21 protein-coding genes are annotated in these 17,796 nt (G+C 51.5%); 7 read left to right on the top strand and 14 right to left on the bottom strand.

Features of this window, described 5'->3' with window-relative positions; translation table 11 throughout:
• From BEA93_RS08860 to fkpA, 9 genes are all read right to left on the bottom strand, one after another.
• A partial coding sequence (locus BEA93_RS08860) for a GTP-binding protein (protein WP_000031665.1) occupies positions 1-221 on the bottom strand: 221 nt, incomplete at its 3' end.
• Between the two features lie 70 nt (positions 222-291).
• Positions 292-2,406, bottom strand: coding sequence for an elongation factor G (fusA, locus tag BEA93_RS08865; protein ID WP_000124700.1), 2,115 nt, complete (start codon positions 2,404-2,406; stop codon positions 292-294).
• A 96-nt stretch (positions 2,407-2,502) separates the two neighbouring features.
• Positions 2,503-2,973, bottom strand: coding sequence for a 30S ribosomal protein S7 (rpsG, locus tag BEA93_RS08870; protein WP_001138043.1), 471 nt, complete (start codon positions 2,971-2,973; stop codon positions 2,503-2,505).
• Positions 2,974-3,068: 95 nt separating this feature from the next.
• Entirely contained in the window at positions 3,069-3,443 is a 375-nt protein-coding gene (gene rpsL, locus BEA93_RS08875) for a 30S ribosomal protein S12 (protein ID WP_000246815.1), read from the bottom strand.
• Between the two features lie 125 nt (positions 3,444-3,568).
• On the bottom strand, positions 3,569-3,856 hold the full coding sequence (tusB, locus tag BEA93_RS08880; RefSeq protein ID WP_000903393.1) for a sulfurtransferase complex subunit TusB: 288 nt from the start codon (positions 3,854-3,856) through the stop codon (positions 3,569-3,571).
• Positions 3,857-3,863: 7 nt separating this feature from the next.
• Positions 3,864-4,223: a sulfurtransferase complex subunit TusC gene (gene tusC, locus BEA93_RS08885; RefSeq protein ID WP_001517204.1), complete on the bottom strand. Its 360-nt coding sequence runs from the start codon at positions 4,221-4,223 to the stop codon at positions 3,864-3,866.
• Entirely contained in the window at positions 4,223-4,609 is a 387-nt protein-coding gene (gene tusD, locus BEA93_RS08890) for a sulfurtransferase complex subunit TusD (RefSeq protein ID WP_001209699.1), read from the bottom strand. The genes tusC and tusD overlap by 1 nt, the downstream gene beginning before the upstream one ends.
• The gene (locus BEA93_RS08895) at positions 4,609-5,331 is read right to left on the bottom strand and encodes a helix-turn-helix transcriptional regulator (protein WP_000091466.1); all 723 of its coding nucleotides are present in this window, start codon (positions 5,329-5,331) and stop codon (positions 4,609-4,611) included. The genes tusD and BEA93_RS08895 overlap by 1 nt, the downstream gene beginning before the upstream one ends.
• A 166-nt stretch (positions 5,332-5,497) precedes the next feature.
• Complete coding sequence (fkpA, locus tag BEA93_RS08900) at positions 5,498-6,310, bottom strand: FKBP-type peptidyl-prolyl cis-trans isomerase (protein WP_000838277.1); 813 nt, start codon at positions 6,308-6,310, stop codon at positions 5,498-5,500.
• Positions 6,311-6,529: 219 nt separating this feature from the next.
• Here fkpA and BEA93_RS08905 point away from each other — a divergent pair, with 219 nt between their 5' ends.
• Complete coding sequence (locus tag BEA93_RS08905; RefSeq protein ID WP_001153620.1) at positions 6,530-6,748, top strand: protein SlyX; 219 nt, start codon at positions 6,530-6,532, stop codon at positions 6,746-6,748.
• 48 nt (positions 6,749-6,796) lie between these two features.
• Here BEA93_RS08905 and slyD read toward each other — a convergent pair whose 3' ends face one another.
• From slyD to kefG, 4 genes are all read right to left on the bottom strand, one after another.
• A complete protein-coding gene (gene slyD, locus BEA93_RS08910) occupies positions 6,797-7,387 on the bottom strand; it encodes a peptidylprolyl isomerase (RefSeq protein WP_000861334.1) in 591 nt (196 codons plus the stop codon).
• 94 nt (positions 7,388-7,481) lie between these two features.
• Entirely contained in the window at positions 7,482-7,682 is a 201-nt protein-coding gene (locus BEA93_RS08915; RefSeq protein ID WP_001007731.1) for a YheV family putative zinc ribbon protein, read from the bottom strand.
• 9 nt (positions 7,683-7,691) lie between these two features.
• Positions 7,692-9,497, bottom strand: a complete 1,806-nt coding sequence (gene kefB, locus BEA93_RS08920) for a glutathione-regulated potassium-efflux system protein KefB (RefSeq protein ID WP_000399145.1) — start codon at positions 9,495-9,497, stop codon at positions 7,692-7,694.
• Complete coding sequence (gene kefG / locus BEA93_RS08925; RefSeq protein WP_001517205.1) at positions 9,497-10,048, bottom strand: glutathione-regulated potassium-efflux system ancillary protein KefG; 552 nt, start codon at positions 10,046-10,048, stop codon at positions 9,497-9,499. The genes kefB and kefG overlap by 1 nt, the downstream gene beginning before the upstream one ends.
• Before the next feature lie 129 nt (positions 10,049-10,177).
• Here kefG and BEA93_RS08935 point away from each other — a divergent pair, with 129 nt between their 5' ends.
• The 4 genes from BEA93_RS08935 to BEA93_RS08950 are packed head-to-tail and all read left to right on the top strand — an operon-like array spanning position 10,178 to position 14,248.
• Positions 10,178-12,091: an ABC transporter ATP-binding protein gene (locus BEA93_RS08935; protein ID WP_000634831.1), complete on the top strand. Its 1,914-nt coding sequence runs from the start codon at positions 10,178-10,180 to the stop codon at positions 12,089-12,091.
• Positions 12,091-13,113 carry a hydrolase gene (locus BEA93_RS08940; RefSeq protein ID WP_000079999.1) on the top strand — a complete coding sequence of 341 codons (1,023 nt, stop codon included), beginning with the start codon at positions 12,091-12,093 and terminating at the stop codon, positions 13,111-13,113. The genes BEA93_RS08935 and BEA93_RS08940 overlap by 1 nt, the downstream gene beginning before the upstream one ends.
• The gene (locus BEA93_RS08945; RefSeq protein WP_000907082.1) at positions 13,107-13,325 is read left to right on the top strand and encodes a YheU family protein; all 219 of its coding nucleotides are present in this window, start codon (positions 13,107-13,109) and stop codon (positions 13,323-13,325) included. The genes BEA93_RS08940 and BEA93_RS08945 overlap by 7 nt, the downstream gene beginning before the upstream one ends.
• 53 nt (positions 13,326-13,378) lie before the next feature.
• On the top strand, positions 13,379-14,248 hold the full coding sequence (locus BEA93_RS08950) for a phosphoribulokinase (RefSeq protein ID WP_001274686.1): 870 nt from the start codon (positions 13,379-13,381) through the stop codon (positions 14,246-14,248).
• A gap of 54 nt (positions 14,249-14,302) precedes the next feature.
• On the opposite strand, the gene BEA93_RS08955 is transcribed toward BEA93_RS08950, so the two are convergent.
• A complete protein-coding gene (locus BEA93_RS08955; protein ID WP_001148907.1) occupies positions 14,303-14,707 on the bottom strand; it encodes an OsmC family protein in 405 nt (134 codons plus the stop codon).
• Between the two features lie 301 nt (positions 14,708-15,008).
• Between BEA93_RS08955 and crp the strand changes: the two genes are divergently transcribed.
• Together crp and BEA93_RS08970 are read left to right on the top strand one after the other, a co-directional pair.
• Positions 15,009-15,641 (top strand): cAMP-activated global transcriptional regulator CRP, encoded by a 633-nt coding sequence (gene crp / locus BEA93_RS08965; RefSeq protein ID WP_000242755.1) that lies wholly within the window; start codon positions 15,009-15,011, stop codon positions 15,639-15,641.
• A 50-nt stretch (positions 15,642-15,691) separates the two neighbouring features.
• The gene (locus tag BEA93_RS08970) at positions 15,692-17,782 is read left to right on the top strand and encodes a YccS/YhfK family putative transporter (RefSeq protein WP_001517208.1); all 2,091 of its coding nucleotides are present in this window, start codon (positions 15,692-15,694) and stop codon (positions 17,780-17,782) included.
• The last annotated feature ends 14 nt before the right edge of the window (positions 17,783-17,796 follow it).

Consider the following 17,796-nt stretch of genomic DNA (forward strand, 5'->3'; position numbering starts at 1 on the left):
GTCGGGGTGTCGTATTCAACGTGAGAAGTGTTGATGGTGATACCACGAGCTTTTTCTTCCGGCGCGTTATCGATCTGGTCGAATGCACGAGCAGCACCGCCGTAGGTTTTAGCCAGTACGGTGGTGATTGCAGCGGTCAGAGTAGTTTTACCGTGGTCAACGTGGCCGATAGTACCAACGTTAACGTGCGGTTTTGTACGTTCAAATTTTTCTTTAGACACGGCTATATTCCTTACTATAGTGCTCTCCCCTTCAGGAGAGAGCACGGGACTTTGGTATTAACCCTGAGGCTTATTTACCACGGGCTTCAATTACGGCCTGAGCAACGTTACTCGGCGCTTCATCATACTTCAGGAATTCCATAGTGTATGATGCGCGACCTTTGGTCAGAGAGCGCAGCTGAGTTGCATATCCGAACATTTCAGACAGCGGTACTTCAGCGTGGATCTTAACGCCAGTAACTTCAGATTCCTGACCTTTGAGCATACCACGACGACGGCTCAAGTCACCGATAACGTCACCGGTGTTCTCTTCAGGAGTTTCTACTTCAACCTTCATGATCGGCTCAAGCAGAACTGGTTTCGCTTTCTTAAAGCCTTCTTTAAAGGCGATAGAAGCAGCCAGTTTAAACGCCAGTTCAGAGGAGTCAACGTCATGGTAAGAACCGAAGTGCAGACGAATACCCATGTCTACTACCGGGTAGCCTGCCAGCGGGCCAGCTTTCAGTTGTTCCTGGATACCTTTATCAACGGCCGGGATGTATTCGCCAGGGATTACACCACCTTTAATGTCGTTGATGAACTCGTAGCCTTTCGGGTTTGAACCCGGCTCCAGCGGGTACATGTCGATAACAACATGACCATACTGACCACGACCACCAGACTGTTTCGCGTGTTTACCTTCAACATCGGTAACTTTCTGGCGGATAGTTTCACGGTAAGCAACCTGCGGTTTACCTACGTTCGCTTCAACGTTGAATTCACGCTTCATACGGTCAACGATGATGTCGAGGTGCAGCTCACCCATACCCGCGATGATGGTCTGGTTAGATTCTTCGTCAGTCCATACACGGAAAGACGGGTCTTCTTTAGCCAGACGGCCCAGAGCCAGACCCATTTTTTCCTGGTCAGCTTTGGTTTTCGGTTCTACTGCGATGGAGATTACCGGCTCAGGGAATTCCATACGTTCCAGAATGATCGGCGCATCCGGGTCACACAGGGTGTCACCAGTGGTTACGTCTTTCAGACCGATTGCAGCAGCGATGTCGCCCGCGCGAACTTCTTTGATCTCTTCACGTTTGTTAGCATGCATCTGAACGATACGGCCGAAACGCTCACGTGCAGCTTTCACGGAGTTCAGTACGGTATCACCAGAGTTAACCACACCGGAGTACACACGGAAGAAGGTCAGGTTACCAACAAACGGGTCGGTAGCAATTTTGAACGCCAGTGCAGAGAACGGCTCGTCATCACTTGCGTGACGTTCAGCCGGAGTGTCTTTACCGTCGTCCAGGATACCGTTGATCGCAGGTACGTCAACCGGGGATGGCAGGTAATCAATTACCGCATCCAGCATCGCCTGAACACCTTTGTTCTTGAACGCAGAACCACAGGTTACCAGGATGATTTCGTTGTTCAGAACGCGCTGACGCAGAGCACCTTTGATTTCTGCTTCAGTCAGTTCTTCACCACCCAGGTATTTTTCCATCAGCTCTTCAGAAGCTTCAGCCGCGGATTCGATCAGGTTCTGGTGCCATTCGTTAGCCAGTTCAACCATGTCTGCCGGGATATCTTCGTATTCGAAGGTTACGCCCTGGTCAGCATCGTTCCAGTTGATAGCTTTCATTTTCACCAGGTCAACAACACCGGTGAAATGTTCTTCAGCACCAATCGCCAACTGCAGCGGAACCGGGTTCGCGCCCAGACGGGTTTTGATCTGGTTAACAACTTTCAGGAAGTTCGCACCCATGCGGTCCATTTTGTTAACGAACGCAATGCGCGGAACTTTATATTTGTTTGCCTGACGCCATACGGTTTCAGACTGCGGCTGAACACCACCAACTGCGCAGTAAACCATTACCGCACCATCGAGAACACGCATGGAACGTTCTACTTCGATTGTGAAGTCAACGTGCCCCGGGGTGTCGATGATGTTGATGCGATGCGGCTCATACTGCTTAGCCATACCAGACCAGAATGCAGTAGTCGCAGCGGAAGTGATGGTAATACCACGTTCCTGCTCCTGCTCCATCCAGTCCATGGTTGCAGCGCCGTCATGAACTTCACCGATTTTATGGTTTACACCGGTGTAGAACAGAATACGTTCGGTAGTAGTGGTTTTACCGGCGTCGATGTGCGCACTGATACCGATGTTACGGTAGCGTGCGATGGGTGTTGTACGAGCCATTTGTTTCCTCGTTTATCTTTTAGGCGTTCAATTTAAGTAGCCCAAAGCGGGCTGCTTACTGGAAGCGCCCGCCTGGTGACTAAAACTCCGAAGGGATTACCAACGGTAGTGTGCGAACGCCTTGTTGGCTTCGGCCATACGGTGAACGTCTTCACGTTTCTTAACTGCAGTGCCTTTGTTTTCTGCAGCATCGGAAAGTTCGTTCGCCAGGCGCAGAGCCATGGATTTATCACCGCGTTTACGAGCAGCTTCAACGATCCAACGCATTGCCAGAGCATTACGACGAACCGGACGGACTTCAACTGGGACCTGATAAGTAGAACCACCAACGCGGCGAGACTTAACTTCGACAGTCGGGCGCACGTTTTCGAGAGCTACTTCGAATGCTTCCAGTTCAGATTTACCAGAACGCTGAGCCAGGGTCTCCAGCGCGCTGTATACGATAGATTCAGCAGTAGATTTTTTACCATCTACCATCAGGATATTTACAAATTTAGCCAGCAGTTCTGATCCGAACTTCGGATCTGGCAGAATTTTACGCTGACCAATGACGCGACGACGTGGCATGGAAATACTCCGTTGTTAATTCAGGATTGTCCAAAACTCTACGAGTTTAGTTTGACATTAATTTAAAACGTTTGGCCTTACTTAACGGAGAACCATTAAGCCTTAGGACGCTTCACGCCATACTTGGAACGAGCCTGCTTACGGTCTTTAACGCCGGAGCAGTCAAGCGCACCACGTACGGTGTGGTAACGAACACCCGGGAGGTCTTTAACACGACCGCCACGGATCAGGATCACGGAGTGTTCCTGCAAGTTGTGACCTTCACCACCGATGTAGGAAGTCACTTCGAAACCGTTAGTCAGACGAACACGGCATACTTTACGCAGTGCGGAGTTCGGTTTTTTAGGAGTGGTAGTATATACACGAGTACATACGCCACGTTTTTGCGGGCATGCTTCCAGCGCAGGCACGTTGCTTTTCGCAACTTTGCGAGCACGTGGTTTGCGTACCAGCTGGTTAACTGTTGCCATTAAATAGCTCCTGGTTTTAGCTTTTGCTTCGTAAACACGTAATAAAACGTCCTCACACAATATGAGGACGCCGAATTTTAGGGCGGTGTCGAAAAGGTGTCAAGAAATATACAACGATCCCGCCGTCACCAGGCCATCTGACTGGTGTGCTTAACCGTAAGTCTGACGAAATCAGTATAGTCAATTCGGATGATATCGTTCGAAATTTGACCACTCAAACCGCGAGCAATGAGGTCTTCGTTCAGGGCATAGACCTTAATGGGGGCATTACGTAGACTTTCAAGGTAGCGGTTACCGTCAACTGCGGCAGTTACGCCATCCTGCAATAACAGCAGTTCGTCGCCCTCGCCGAGCAGACGCAGCAGTGCAGAAAAATCCGTCAACCAGGGGGAGCGATGTAATGTGTGCAGCATGGACGCCTCAAAATCTTAAAATAACATCATAATTGCCAAGCTCACGACGTAATGTTTCAGCTTCGAGCGGCGTGGCTTCCACGACCAATGGTGTCTCCGGATTTAACCCGCGTTCACGTAGTGAAGCCGCACAAACCCAACACTGTTCAATGTCGTAAAGCCCTAGCAGTTTAAAGGTAGCGATGTAATCACGCGCCAGCACTACATCGGGCTTTTGGCCTGGCAGAATTTGAAAAACACCATCGGCAATAAAGAAAACTGCAATATCGTCAGTTAATGCGGAGGTTGCGAGTAATGCATCTAATCCTTCACGGCCAGCCGCTGTGCCGTGGGGTGCAGTAGAAAAGACAAACGCAATTCGTTTCATCAGAACTGTACCACCCTGTCGCAGGTCAGCGAGGCTTCCGCCAGAGCGCCAAGGCCACTTAAGGTAAAGCCCGGCTGGAGATTAGCTGATGCCAGACCTAATCTTCCAGCCTCAGTTTCATCGACAATACCGCGACGTAATGCTGCCGCCACACAGATATTCAGCATCACGCCGTGTTGTGTATTCAATTGCTGCCAGCCGCGCACAAGGTCAAATTCATCACTCGCGGGAGAGGTCAACTGGTTGGCGTTGTAGACACCTTCCCGGTAGAAAAAGACGCTACTCAGCTCATGACCTTCGGCTATCAGCGCCTGCGCAAACTGAAAAGCACTACTCGCCTGTTGCGTACCGTATGCTGGCCCGGTTACCACGATGGCAAAACGCATTACTTATCTTGCCCCTGGAAATCACCGCTCTTGAACTGACGGATATAGAGATAGACAGTATGTTTGGAGATATTCAGACGGTCAGCCACCTGGTTGATCGCGTCTTTGATGTCGAAGATGCCTTTCTCGTAAAGATTCAGCACGATCTGGCGATTTTTGGCGTTATTAGAAACATTGCGATCGGCGTTCACTTCTTCAATGGTGAACTCCAGCGTTTGGGTAACCAGATCTTCAACAGAAGAGGCAAAGTTGACGCTTGAACCGACATCCGGGGTTTCTGGCGGCACAAAAGTGCTCATAATCTGCGAGAAAGGAACATCAAGATTCATATTGATACATAGCAGACCAATCACTCGCTGTTCGCGGTTACGAATGGCGATTGTCAGGGACTTCATTAATACTCCGCTTTTGGCGCGAGTAAAGTAGCATTTAGAAACGCTGCTATCCGCCCCCGTCATATCGTGCAGCATACGCAGCGCCAGATCGGTAATTGGCGAACCAATCTTCCGGCCTGTATGTTCACCGTTGGCAATACGAATGGCTGAACATTTTAAATCCTGCAAAGAGTGCAAAACGATTTCACAGTGGGAGCCAATGAGCATCGCTAACCCGTCCACCACCGCTTCGTAGGATTTCAGAATATCAAAATCGGTCTGGTCGAAAGGACGTTGATCCAGTAAATCCAACTCACTGGTTTCGTTGGTTAAAAGCGACCTGGACATGAAAAAAAACACTCCTTTTCAGGAGCCTGTCGTTAACTTTTCAGGGCAGGCTCATTAATGATGCGGGTAATTAAATTAATACAGCGGAGGTTCCGCTTTCCAGCACTAATTATATCCGGCCTGCAATAAAAAAACCGCCGCCTGGTCAGGCGGCGGTTTTTAATGCTTATTTTTTAGCAGAATCTGCTGCTTTAGCATCTGCTTCTGGCTTCGTATCAGCCTTCGGCGCTGGTTTCACATCCAGCAGCTCTACGTCAAACACCAGGGTAGAATTCGGTGGGATCCCCGGAACACCCGCTTTGCCGTAAGCCAGTTCTGGTGGAATAACCAGCTTAATCTTGCCGCCTTTCTTAATGTTCTTCAGACCTTCAGTCCAGCCCGGGATTACACCATCCAGACGGAAGGAGAGCGGTTCACCACGGGTGTAAGAGTTATCGAACTCTTTACCGTCGATCAGCGTACCTTTGTAGTTCACCACAACAGTGTCGCTGTCTTTCGGTGCTTCACCTTTACCGGCATCCAGGACTTGATACACCAGGCCAGTAGAAGAGGTTTTCACACCTTTCTCTTTGGCAAATTTCTCGCGGTACTCTTTACCTTTCGCTTCGTTATCAGCCGCATCTTTTTCCATCTTCGCCTGAGCGGAGGATTTCACGCGTGCTTCAAACGCTTGCAGAGTCTGTTCGATCTCTTGATCGGAAAGTTTGCTCTTATCAGCAAATGCATCCTGAACGCCAGCGATCAGCTGATCTTTATCCAGTTTAATGCCCAACTTTTCTTGTTCTTTCAGAGAATTTTCCATGTAACGACCCAGCGAAGCGCCCAGTGCGTAAGCTGATTTCTGATCGTCATTTTTGAACGCTGCTTTGCTGTCAGCAGTTGTAGCAGGTTTCGCCGCTTCGGCAGCAAAAGTGATTGGTGTATGCAGGGCAACAGCCATTGTGGTCGCCAGCAGCGTTACTTTAAACAGTGATTTCATCCATATCTCCAGGATCGGGGCATCTCACCCCAGGGTTAACTATTATCAGAAGGGTACTATAAAGCGTTGTCGGATAAATCTACATACAGACACGCCCTATTATCATCTATTTTCAGACTCTTTTTGTTTAAATTAGTTTCGATGCAACAAAATGAGTGCTGTCTCTGGCAACAAAGTTAAGTAGAATCCGCGGCGACCATTCGACAAAAGAGGTGAATCATGCAGGATTTATCAATGGAAGCACGCCTGGCAGAGCTGGAGAGCCGACTGGCTTTTCAGGAAATCACCATTGAAGAACTGAACGTCACGGTGACCGCTCATGAAATGGAGATGGCAAAACTGCGCGATCATCTGCGTCTGCTGACCGAGAAGTTAAAAGCCAGTCAGCCGTCGAACATCGCGTCACAGGCTGAAGAAACGCCACCTCCGCACTATTGAGGCGAAAAAAAGCGGGGAATTCCCCGCTTTTTTGTCACCTGTTCTGCCTTAGTGGCAACCGCAACCGCCGTTACCTTTACCGCCACAGCAACCTTCGCCACCGTGTTCATGACCGTGATCGTGGCCATGACCGCCGCAGCAACCGTCGTGGTCGTGATCGTGGTGATGATCGTGCGCACCATGAACGTGACCGTGAGCCAGTTCCTCTTCGGTCGCTTCACGAATCGCCACAACTTCAACGTTGAATTTCAGATTCTGACCAGCCAGCATGTGGTTACCGTCAACCACAACGTGATCGTCTTCAACGGCAGTGATTTCAACCGGTACTGGCCCCTGGTCGGTTTCAGCCAGGAAGCGCATACCCACCTGCAGTTCGTCAACGCCCATAAATACGTCTTTAGGAACGCGCTGAACCAGGTTTTCGTCGTACTGACCGTAAGCGTCGTTCGCGCCAACAGCGACATCAAATTTGTCGCCAACTTCATGACCTTCCAGCGCCGTTTCCAGGCCAGAGATCAGGGAACCGTGACCATGCAGGTAGTCCAGCGGCGCACTCACCGGAGACTCATCAACCAACACACCGTCTTCTGTACGTACCTGATAGGCCAGGCTGACCACCAGGTCTTTTGCTACTTTCATGATATCTCCTGAGCATGGGAAGAATTGTGGCGCAGATTGTAGCGGAATTCTGCAGCCGTGTACTCACTAGCTTAAAAAAACTCAGCGCATATCGCTAGTCCGGATAAAAAATCCCGATAACTTGCTCATCTTTGCGAACGTGATCGCGGGCTTCTTTATCCGCTTCCCGCATTTGGTGTCCGCACTTAACGCATTCAACAATATCAATATTATTTTCGCGCCACATCGCCATTGAATCCTGCGCCTGACAGGCTGGACATTTTGCACCAGCGATAAAGCGTTTTCGTATTGCCATATTCACCCTCTACTCAAATTCATCCCAGCCGTCGAACTGACGTCGTTCTTGTTGCATCTCACGCTGGAAAATCTCTTCCAGTTCGCGTCGGGCTTCCCTGGCGCGAGAAATTTGTACGGTATCGGCATGCATCGGGATTAACTCCCGCAACATACGCATATCCAGGCGACGAAAATGGAGCTGTGCCCGCTGTGCCTGATGCGGGTGCATCCCAAGCGTAACCAGCGTTTTGCGCCCCAGCTCTAACGCACTGGAGAATGTTTCACGGGAAAACTGCGTCACCCCTGCCTGTAATAACTCATGCGCTTCCACACGTCCGCGCGCTCGCGCAAGAATATGCAAATGCGGGAAGTGTTGCTGGCATATTTCCACCAGTTTCATGGTGTCTTCCGGTTCATTGCAGGTAATGACGATGGATTCTGCGGCTTCTGCACCCGCAGAGCGCAACAGGTCAACTTGCGTAGCGTCGCCGTAATATACTTTGTAGCCATATTTGCGCATCAGGTTAACCGCGCTGATATCCCGCTCCAGCACGGTAATGCGCATTTTATTCGCCATCAGCAAACGACCAATCACCTGACCAAAACGTCCGAAGCCCACCACAATCACTTGCGGTTTATCATCGTTTACCCACGGTTTTTCATCCTCTTCTTCCGGGGCGTTGAACTGGCGGGATAGCCACTTATCCACAAGCTTCATCAACAGCGGTGTGGTCATCATGGAAAGCGTAACTGTCACCAACAACAGCGCCATCTGATCGCCCTGAAACAATCGTTGTGAAGAGGCTGTAGAAAAGAGCACAAAGGCAAACTCACCGCCCTGACTCAGCACACCAGCAAACTGCATCCGCTCGGAGCTGCGCACGCCATACAGCCTCGCCAGCAGATACAGCACGAGAATTTTCACCGCTACCAGCACAACCACACTTATCACCACCCACAGAAGATGGGTATAAAGCACCCCAAGGTTGAGCGACATCCCGACGGAGATAAAAAACAGTCCAAGCAGCAAGCCTTTAAACGGATCGATAGCCGTTTCCAGTTCATGGCGATATTCGCTCTCCGCCAGCAACACGCCCGCAATAAACGTACCGAGCGCCATCGACAGCCCCAGCGCATCCATAAATAACGCAGACCCCAGCACCAGCAGTAACGTCGCGGCGGTGAATACTTCCCGCACACCTGAAGCCGCAATAAAACGAAATACCGGGCGCAGCAAATAGCGCCCGCCGATCAACATGCCGACAAACGCCAGCACCTTCATACCGACCTTCATCCAGTCGAAATGTTCGTCTGCCGATCCCGCCAATAACGGCACTAACGCCAGCGCCGGGATCACCGCCAGATCCTGAAACAGCAACACCGAGAAACCTAACTGACCGGATTCGCTGCGATTCATCCCTTTCTCGCGCATTAGCTGCAACGCCATTGCGGTTGAAGACATCGCCAGACCAATTCCCCCCACAACTGCCGCCTGCCAGGCGAAATCCGTCAGCATCAATAATCCTGCCAGCAACGCCGCGCTTAACAGCACCTGCGCTGCGCCGACGCCAAAAATGGAGCGCCGCAATTGCCAGAGCTTGGAAGGATTCAACTCGAGCCCGATGATAAACATCAGGAACACCACGCCAAGTTCCGAAAAGTGGAGGATCTCATCGACGTCGCTAATAAACCCCAGTCCCCACGGACCAATCGCAATTCCAGCCAGCAAATATCCCAACACCGCACCAATGCCCAGCCGCGATGCCAGTGGCACCGCAGCCACCGCCGCGAAGAGAAACAGCACTCCTGCAAGTAAAAAATCGGAACCTTCCATCAGCGACCTCCCACGGGCAGCGGATTTGCCAGCCAGTCGCTGTAGGCTCTGGCGTGACTCGCCAGCTCCTGTGCGCTTTGCCGTCTCGCCCAGTAAATAATGATGGGGCTTAACCAATGCATCCGGCACATGCCCGCCGCCAGTTCAAAGGGGCGCAGAACATCGCTCATCGGATAACGATTCAGCGCGTCATAACGGTAGGCACTTTCTGGTTCGCCGGTGGTGATCACGCTACGCCAGTACTTTCCCGCCAGTTGGTTTCCTCCCGGCCCGCTGGCAAACCCACGGCTTAACACCCGGTCAAGCCACTCTTTCAGTAACGCCGGGCAACTGTAGGTATAAAGCGGATGCTGAAAAACAATCACCTCGTGCTCACGCAGTAATGCCTGCTCACGGGGAATATCAATAAAAAAATCGGGATAGTGCGCGTAAAGGTCGTGCACGGTAACATTGCTGAGCTGCGTGGCCGGTTTAAGCAGTACCCGGTTTGCCACCGAGTCCTGAGATTCCGGATGGGCATACAGCAGCAAAACTTTCGCTGGCTGAGACATCATCCCCCTCCCGGTATGGTTTTGTGTATAGTCGCTGTTTTGGGCTACCATTGCGCCCGGAGCGGCAGCTCGCCCATACACTACATTATCATAATGATAATTTAACATAGTCTGAACATACGGCGCCTTATGATTGTTTTCTCCTCGTTACAAATTCGTCGCGGCGTGCGCGTCCTGCTGGATAATGCCACCGCCACTATTAACCCTGGCCAGAAAGTCGGCCTGGTGGGTAAAAACGGCTGCGGTAAATCTACCCTACTGGCATTGCTGAAAAATGAAATCAGCGCCGACGGCGGCAGCTACACCTTTCCTGGTAGCTGGCAACTGGCGTGGGTGAATCAGGAAACGCCGGCGCTACCGCAAGCGGCACTGGAATATGTCATTGATGGCGACCGCGAATATCGCCAACTGGAAGCGCAACTTCAGGATGCTAACGAACGTAACGACGGACATGCCATTGCGACCATTCACGGCAAGCTGGATGCTATCGACGCGTGGAGTATTCGCTCCCGCGCCGCCAGCCTGCTGCATGGCCTCGGTTTCAGCAATGAGCAACTGGAGTATCCGGTGAGCGATTTCTCTGGTGGCTGGCGAATGCGCCTTAACCTCGCCCAGGCACTGATTTGCCGTTCAGACTTGCTGCTGCTCGACGAACCGACTAACCACCTCGATCTCGATGCAGTTATCTGGCTGGAAAAATGGCTGAAGAGCTATCAGGGCACGCTGATCCTTATCTCTCACGACCGCGACTTCCTCGATCCGATCGTCGATAAAATCATTCATATCGAACAGCAAAGCATGTTCGAGTACACCGGCAACTACAGTTCGTTTGAAGTGCAGCGCGCCACCCGTCTGGCGCAGCAACAGGCGATGTACGAAAGCCAACAGGAGCGCGTGGCGCATCTGCAAAGTTATATCGACCGTTTCCGCGCCAAAGCCACCAAAGCGAAGCAAGCCCAGAGCCGCATTAAGATGCTCGAGCGCATGGAGCTGATTGCCCCCGCGCACGTCGATAACCCTTTCCGTTTTAGCTTCCGCGCGCCGGAAAGCCTGCCTAATCCATTGCTGAAGATGGAAAAGGTCAGCGCGGGTTATGGCGATCGCATTATTCTCGACTCGATCAAACTGAATCTGGTCCCCGGTTCGCGCATTGGTCTGTTAGGCCGCAACGGCGCAGGTAAATCAACATTAATCAAATTGTTAGCCGGTGAACTTGCGCCGATTAGCGGTGAAATTGGCCTGGCGAAAGGGATTAAACTCGGTTACTTCGCCCAGCATCAACTGGAATACCTGCGCGCAGATGAATCGCCCATTCAACATCTGGCGCGTTTAGCACCGCAAGAGCTGGAACAAAAACTGCGAGACTACCTCGGCGGCTTTGGTTTCCAGGGCGATAAAGTAACGGAAGAAACCCGCCGTTTCTCCGGTGGGGAAAAAGCACGGCTGGTGCTGGCGCTGATCGTCTGGCAGCGTCCGAATCTGCTGCTGCTCGACGAACCGACCAACCACCTTGACCTCGACATGCGCCAGGCACTAACCGAAGCGTTGATCGAGTTTGAAGGCGCACTGGTTGTCGTTTCGCACGACCGTCACTTACTGCGTTCCACCACTGACGATCTCTATCTGGTTCACGATCGTAAAGTCGAACCGTTCGATGGCGATCTGGAGGATTATCAACAGTGGTTGAGCGACGTTCAGAAGCAGGAAAACCAATCTGACGAAGCGCCGAAAGAAAACGCTAACAGCGCCCAGGCACGTAAAGATCAGAAGCGTCGGGAAGCAGAGCTGCGTGCGCAAACCCAGCCGCTACGTAAAGAAATCGCCCGTCTGGAAAAAGAGATGGAAAAGCTGAATGCACAACTGGCACAGGCAGAAGAAAAATTGGGCGACAGCGAGCTATACGACCAGAGCCGTAAAGCAGAACTGACCGCTTGTCTGCAACAGCAAGCCAGCGCCAAATCCGGGCTGGAAGAGTGCGAAATGGCATGGCTGGAAGCCCAGGAGCAACTGGAACAAATGCTGCTGGAAGGCCAAAGCAACTAATGGCGCAAGTAACGACGACCGATCTTAACGACGCCAGCAGTAGTGCTGAATTCACCCCCATGCGCGGCTTCAGTAATTGCCATTTGCAAACCATGCTACCGCGTCTGTTTCGTCGTCAGGTGAAATTCACCCCACACTGGCAGCGGCTGGAATTGCCTGACGGTGATTTTGTCGATCTCGCGTGGAGTGAAGATCCCACACAAGCGCAACATAAACCGCGTCTGGTGGTTTTTCATGGTCTCGAAGGCAGTCTGAATAGCCCTTACGCACATGGTCTGGTCGAGGCAGCGCAAAAGCGTGGTTGGCTTGGCGTAGTGATGCATTTTCGCGGTTGTAGCGGTGAACCAAACCGGATGCACCGCATTTATCACTCTGGTGAAACGGAAGATGCCAGTTGGTTTTTACGCTGGCTACAACGCGAATTTGGTCATGCGCCAACGGCTGCCGTGGGCTATTCGCTTGGCGGTAATATGCTGGCTTGTCTGCTGGCTAAAGAAGGCAATGACGTCCCGATTGAGGCGGCGGTAATTGTCTCCGCGCCGTTTATGCTGGAAGCCTGTAGCTATCACATGGATAAAGGCTTCTCCCGCGTTTATCAGCGTTACCTGGTGAATCTGTTAAAAGCCAATGCAGCGCGTAAACTGAAGGCGTACCCCGGAACACTGCCGATAGATCTCTCGCAGTTGAAATCGGTGCGCCGCATCCGCGAATTTGACGATCTGATCACCGCCAAAATTCACGGCTATGCTGACGCCATCGACTATTATCGTCAGTGTAGCGCCATGCCGCTGCTCAATCGGATCGCCAAACCGACACTAATTATTCATGCCAAAGACGATCCGTTTATGGATCATCAGGTGATCCCTAAACCGGAAAATTTACCCACGCAGGTGGAGTATCAACTGACCGAACATGGCGGTCACGTTGGCTTCATTAGCGGTACGTTACTCCACCCGCAAATGTGGCTTGAGTCACGTATTCCTGACTGGTTATCAATGTATCTGGAGGCGAAATCATGTTGATTCCCTGGCAAGACCTCTCCCCCGAAACGCTGGAAAATTTAATTGAAAGTTTTGTGTTACGCGAAGGCACAGATTATGGTGAACATGAGCGTACACTTGAACAGAAAACCGCCGACGTCAAACGCCAGCTACAATGCGGAGAAGCGGTGCTGGTATGGTCGGAGCTGCACGAAACGGTCAATATCATGCCGCGTAGTCAGTTTCGCGAATAACCTGCAACCGTCGGCGGACAAGATAATAATGATAGCCAGGTCATGGAGTTACTATGTCTGCCAAACATCCGGTCATTGCAGTAACAGGATCCAGCGGCGCGGGGACCACCACCACCAGCCTCGCGTTTCGTAAAATATTCGCGCAGTTAAATCTGCATGCAGCCGAGGTGGAAGGCGACAGTTTTCACCGTTACACCCGCCCGGAAATGGACATGGCGATCCGCAAAGCGCGCGATGCCGGGCGGCATATCAGCTACTTCGGTCCCGAGGCCAACGACTTCGGCCTGCTGGAACAAACCTTCACTGAATACGGGCTGAGCGGCAAAGGCCAGTCGCGCAAATATCTGCACACCTACGATGAAGCCGTGCCGTGGAACCAGGTGCCCGGTACGTTTACCCCGTGGCAGGCGCTGCCAGAACCGACCGATGTGCTGTTTTATGAAGGATTGCACGGCGGCGTGGTTACGCCACAACATAACGTCGCGCAGCATGTAGATTTATTGGTTGGGGTCGTGCCTATCGTTAACCTGGAGTGGATTCAAAAACTCATCCGCGATACTGGCGAGCGCGGACACTCACGAGAAGCAGTGATGGACTCGGTAGTGCGCTCAATGGAAGACTATATCAACTACATCACGCCGCAGTTTTCCCGAACTCATATCAACTTCCAGCGCGTCCCCACTGTTGACACGTCTAACCCTTTCGCTGCAAAAGGCATCCCGTCGTTGGATGAAAGTTTTGTGGTGATTCATTTTCGTAATCTGGAAGGGATCGATTTCCCCTGGCTGCTGGCGATGTTACAAGGCTCATTCATTTCCCACATCAATACGTTAGTGGTGCCGGGAGGTAAAATGGGTCTGGCAATGGAGTTAATTATGCTGCCGCTGGTACAACGACTGATGGAAGGGAAGAAAATCGAGTAAATGTTCTTATATGCCGGATAAAATAATATCCGGCATCATATTTTAATCATTAAATCACGCGGCTATCACTTCATAGGAGTGGGTAATATTCACGGCTTTCTCTAGCATCAGCGCTACCGAACAATACTTCTCGGCAGAGAGATCCACCGCTCGCGAAACCGCCGCGTCCTTCAGGTCGTGACCTGTGACGATAAAATGCAAATTGATGTGCGTAAACAGGCGCGGTGCCTCTTCGCGGCGTTCAGAGGTTAATTTTACTTCACAATCGACCACATCCTGACGCCCTTTTTGCAGGATAGAAACCACATCAATGGCGCTGCAACCGCCTGCCGCCATCAACACCATTTCCATCGGACTTGGCGCTTTATCGCCAGAGTTACCGTCCATTAAAATCTGGTGACCCGAGGCGGACTCGCCCAAAAAAGTTAACCCTTCGACCCACTTCACACGCGCTTGCATAATCGGAACTCCATTGCGTCAATTTTCCTGACAGAGTACGCGTACTGACCAAATCGCGCAACGGAAGGCGACCTGGGTCATGCTGAAGCGAGACACCAGGAGACACAACGCGAAAGCTATGCTAAAACAGTCAGGATGCTACAGTAATACATTGATGTACTGCATGTATGTAAAGGACGTCACATTACCGTGCAGTTCAGTTGATAGCCCCTTCCCAGGTAGCGGGAAGCACATTTCGGCAATCCAGAGACAGCGGCGTTTTCTGGCTCTGGAGAAAGCTTATAACAGAGGATAACCGCGCATGGTGCTTGGCAAACCGCAAACAGACCCGACTCTCGAATGGTTCTTGTCTCATTGCCACATTCATAAGTACCCATCCAAGAGCACGCTTATTCACCAGGGTGAAAAAGCGGAAACGCTGTATTACATCGTTAAAGGCTCTGTGGCAGTGCTGATTAAAGACGAGGAGGGTAAAGAAATGATCCTCTCCTATCTGAATCAGGGTGATTTTATTGGCGAATTGGGCCTGTTTGAAGAAGGCCAGGAACGTAGCGCATGGGTACGTGCGAAAACCGCCTGTGAAGTAGCTGAGATTTCCTACAAAAAATTCCGTCAATTAATTCAGGTGAACCCGGATATTCTGATGCGTCTCTCCGCACAGATGGCACGTCGTCTGCAAGTCACTTCAGAGAAAGTGGGCAACCTGGCATTCCTTGACGTTACAGGTCGTATTGCACAGACACTGCTGAATCTGGCGAAACAACCCGATGCCATGACTCACCCGGACGGTATGCAAATCAAAATTACCCGTCAGGAAATCGGTCAGATTGTTGGCTGTTCTCGTGAAACCGTGGGACGTATTCTGAAGATGCTGGAAGATCAGAACCTGATCTCTGCACACGGAAAAACCATCGTCGTTTACGGCACCCGTTGATCCCATCGGAGTGGCGCGTTACCTGGTAGCGCGCCGTTTTGTTTAAGCCGATGTGGCGCAGACTGATTTATCATCCCGACATCAACTACGCACTACGACAAACACTGGTGCTATGTTTGCCCGTGGCCGTTGGTCTATTGCTTGGCGAATTAAGACTCGGGCTGCTCTTTTCTCTCGTCCCCGCCTGTTGCAATATTGCGGGGCTTGATACTCCTCATAAGCGTTTTTTCAAACGCTTAATCATTGGTGCGTCGCTGTTTGCCACTTGTAGCTTGCTAACGCAACTGCTGCTGGAAAAAGATATCCCCCTACCCTTTCTGCTGACGGGGTTAACGTTGATACTTGGCGTCACTGCTGAGTTAGGGCCATTGCACGCAAAATTACTTCCCGCATCGCTACTCGCCGCCATTTTTACCCTCAGTCTGGCGGGATATATGCCGGTCTGGGAACCGTTGCTCATCTACGCGTTAGGCACGCTCTGGTATGGACTGTTTAACTGGTTCTGGTTCTGGCTCTGGCGTGAGCAACCGTTACGCGAGTCGCTTAGCCTGCTGTACCGTGAACTGGCGGATTACTGTGAAGCCAAATACAGCCTGCTTACTCAGCACACCGATCCCGAAAATGCTCTGCCACCATTGTTGGTGCGTCAGCAAAAAGCGGTCGATTTAATTACCCAGTGTTATCAGCAAATGCATATGCTTTCCGCGCAAAATAATACGGACTACAAGCGGATGCTGCGTATTTTCCAGGAGGCGCTGGACTTACAAGAACATATCTCGGTCAGTTTGCATCAGCCGGAAGAGGTGCAAAAGCTGGTCGAGCGGAGCCATGCGGAGGAGGTTATCCGCTGGAATGCACAAACTGTCGCCGCCCGCCTGCGCGTGCTGGCTGATGACATTCTTTATCATCGCCTGCCGACACGTTTTACGATGGATAAGCAAATTGGCGCGCTGGAAAAAATCGCCCGCCAGCATCCGGATAACCCCGTGGGACAATTTTGCTACTGGCACTTTAGTCGCATCGCCCGCGTGCTACGAACGCAAAAACCACTTTATGCCCGCGATCTGCTGGCAGATAAACAGCGGCGAATGCCGTTACTCCCGGCGCTGAAAAGCTATCTTTCCCTGAAATCGCCAGCGCTGCGTAATGCCGGACGATTGAGTGTGATGCTAAGTGTTGCCAGCCTGATGGGCACCGCGCTGCATTTGCCGAAATCCTATTGGATATTAATGACGGTATTGTTGGTGACGCAAAATGGTTATGGCGCTACTCGCCTGCGGATTGTGAATCGTTCTGTGGGAACCGTGGTCGGGTTAATCATTGCGGGTGTTGCGCTGCACTTTAAAATTCCCGAAGGTTACACCCTGACGTTGATGCTGATTACCACGCTCGCCAGCTATCTGATATTGCGTAAGAACTACGGCTGGGCGACGGTCGGTTTTACCATTACCGCTGTGTATACCCTGCAACTGCTGTGGCTGAATGGTGAGCAATATATCATCCCACGCCTCATTGATACCATCATCGGCTGTCTGATTGCCTTCGGTGGCACGGTATGGCTGTGGCCGCAGTGGCAGAGTGGTTTACTGCGCAAGAACGCCCATGACGCCTTAGAAACTTACCAGGAGGCTATTCGTCTGATCCTCAGTAAAGATCCGCAACCCACGCCACTTGCCTGGCAGCGAATGCGGGTGAATCAGGCGCATAACACCCTGTATAACTCGCTGAATCAGGCGATGCAGGAACCGGCGTTTAACAGCCATTATCTGGCAGACATGAAACTGTGGGTAACACATAGTCAGTTTATTGTTGAACATATCAATGCCATGACCACACTGGCGCGGGAACACCGGTCATTGCCGCCGGAACTGGCGCAGGAATACTTGCAGTCTTGTGAAATCGCCATTCAGCGTTGTCAGCAACGACTGGAATATGATGAACCGGGTAGTTCTGGTGACGCCAATATCATCGACTCGCCAGAGATGCTGCCACACGAAGGTGCGTCCGGCACGCTGGAGCAGCATTTACAACGCGTTATTGGCCATCTGAATACGATGCACACCATTTCAGCAATGGCCTGGCGGCAGCGACCACACCACGGGATTTGGTTGAGTCGCAAGTTGCGGGATTCGAAGGCGTAATTTATTCATCGCCA

Origin of the sequence: Escherichia sp. MOD1-EC5950 (assembly GCF_002965345.1) — a bacterium.
In the GTDB taxonomy this organism is placed as follows: domain Bacteria; phylum Pseudomonadota; class Gammaproteobacteria; order Enterobacterales; family Enterobacteriaceae; genus Escherichia; species Escherichia marmotae.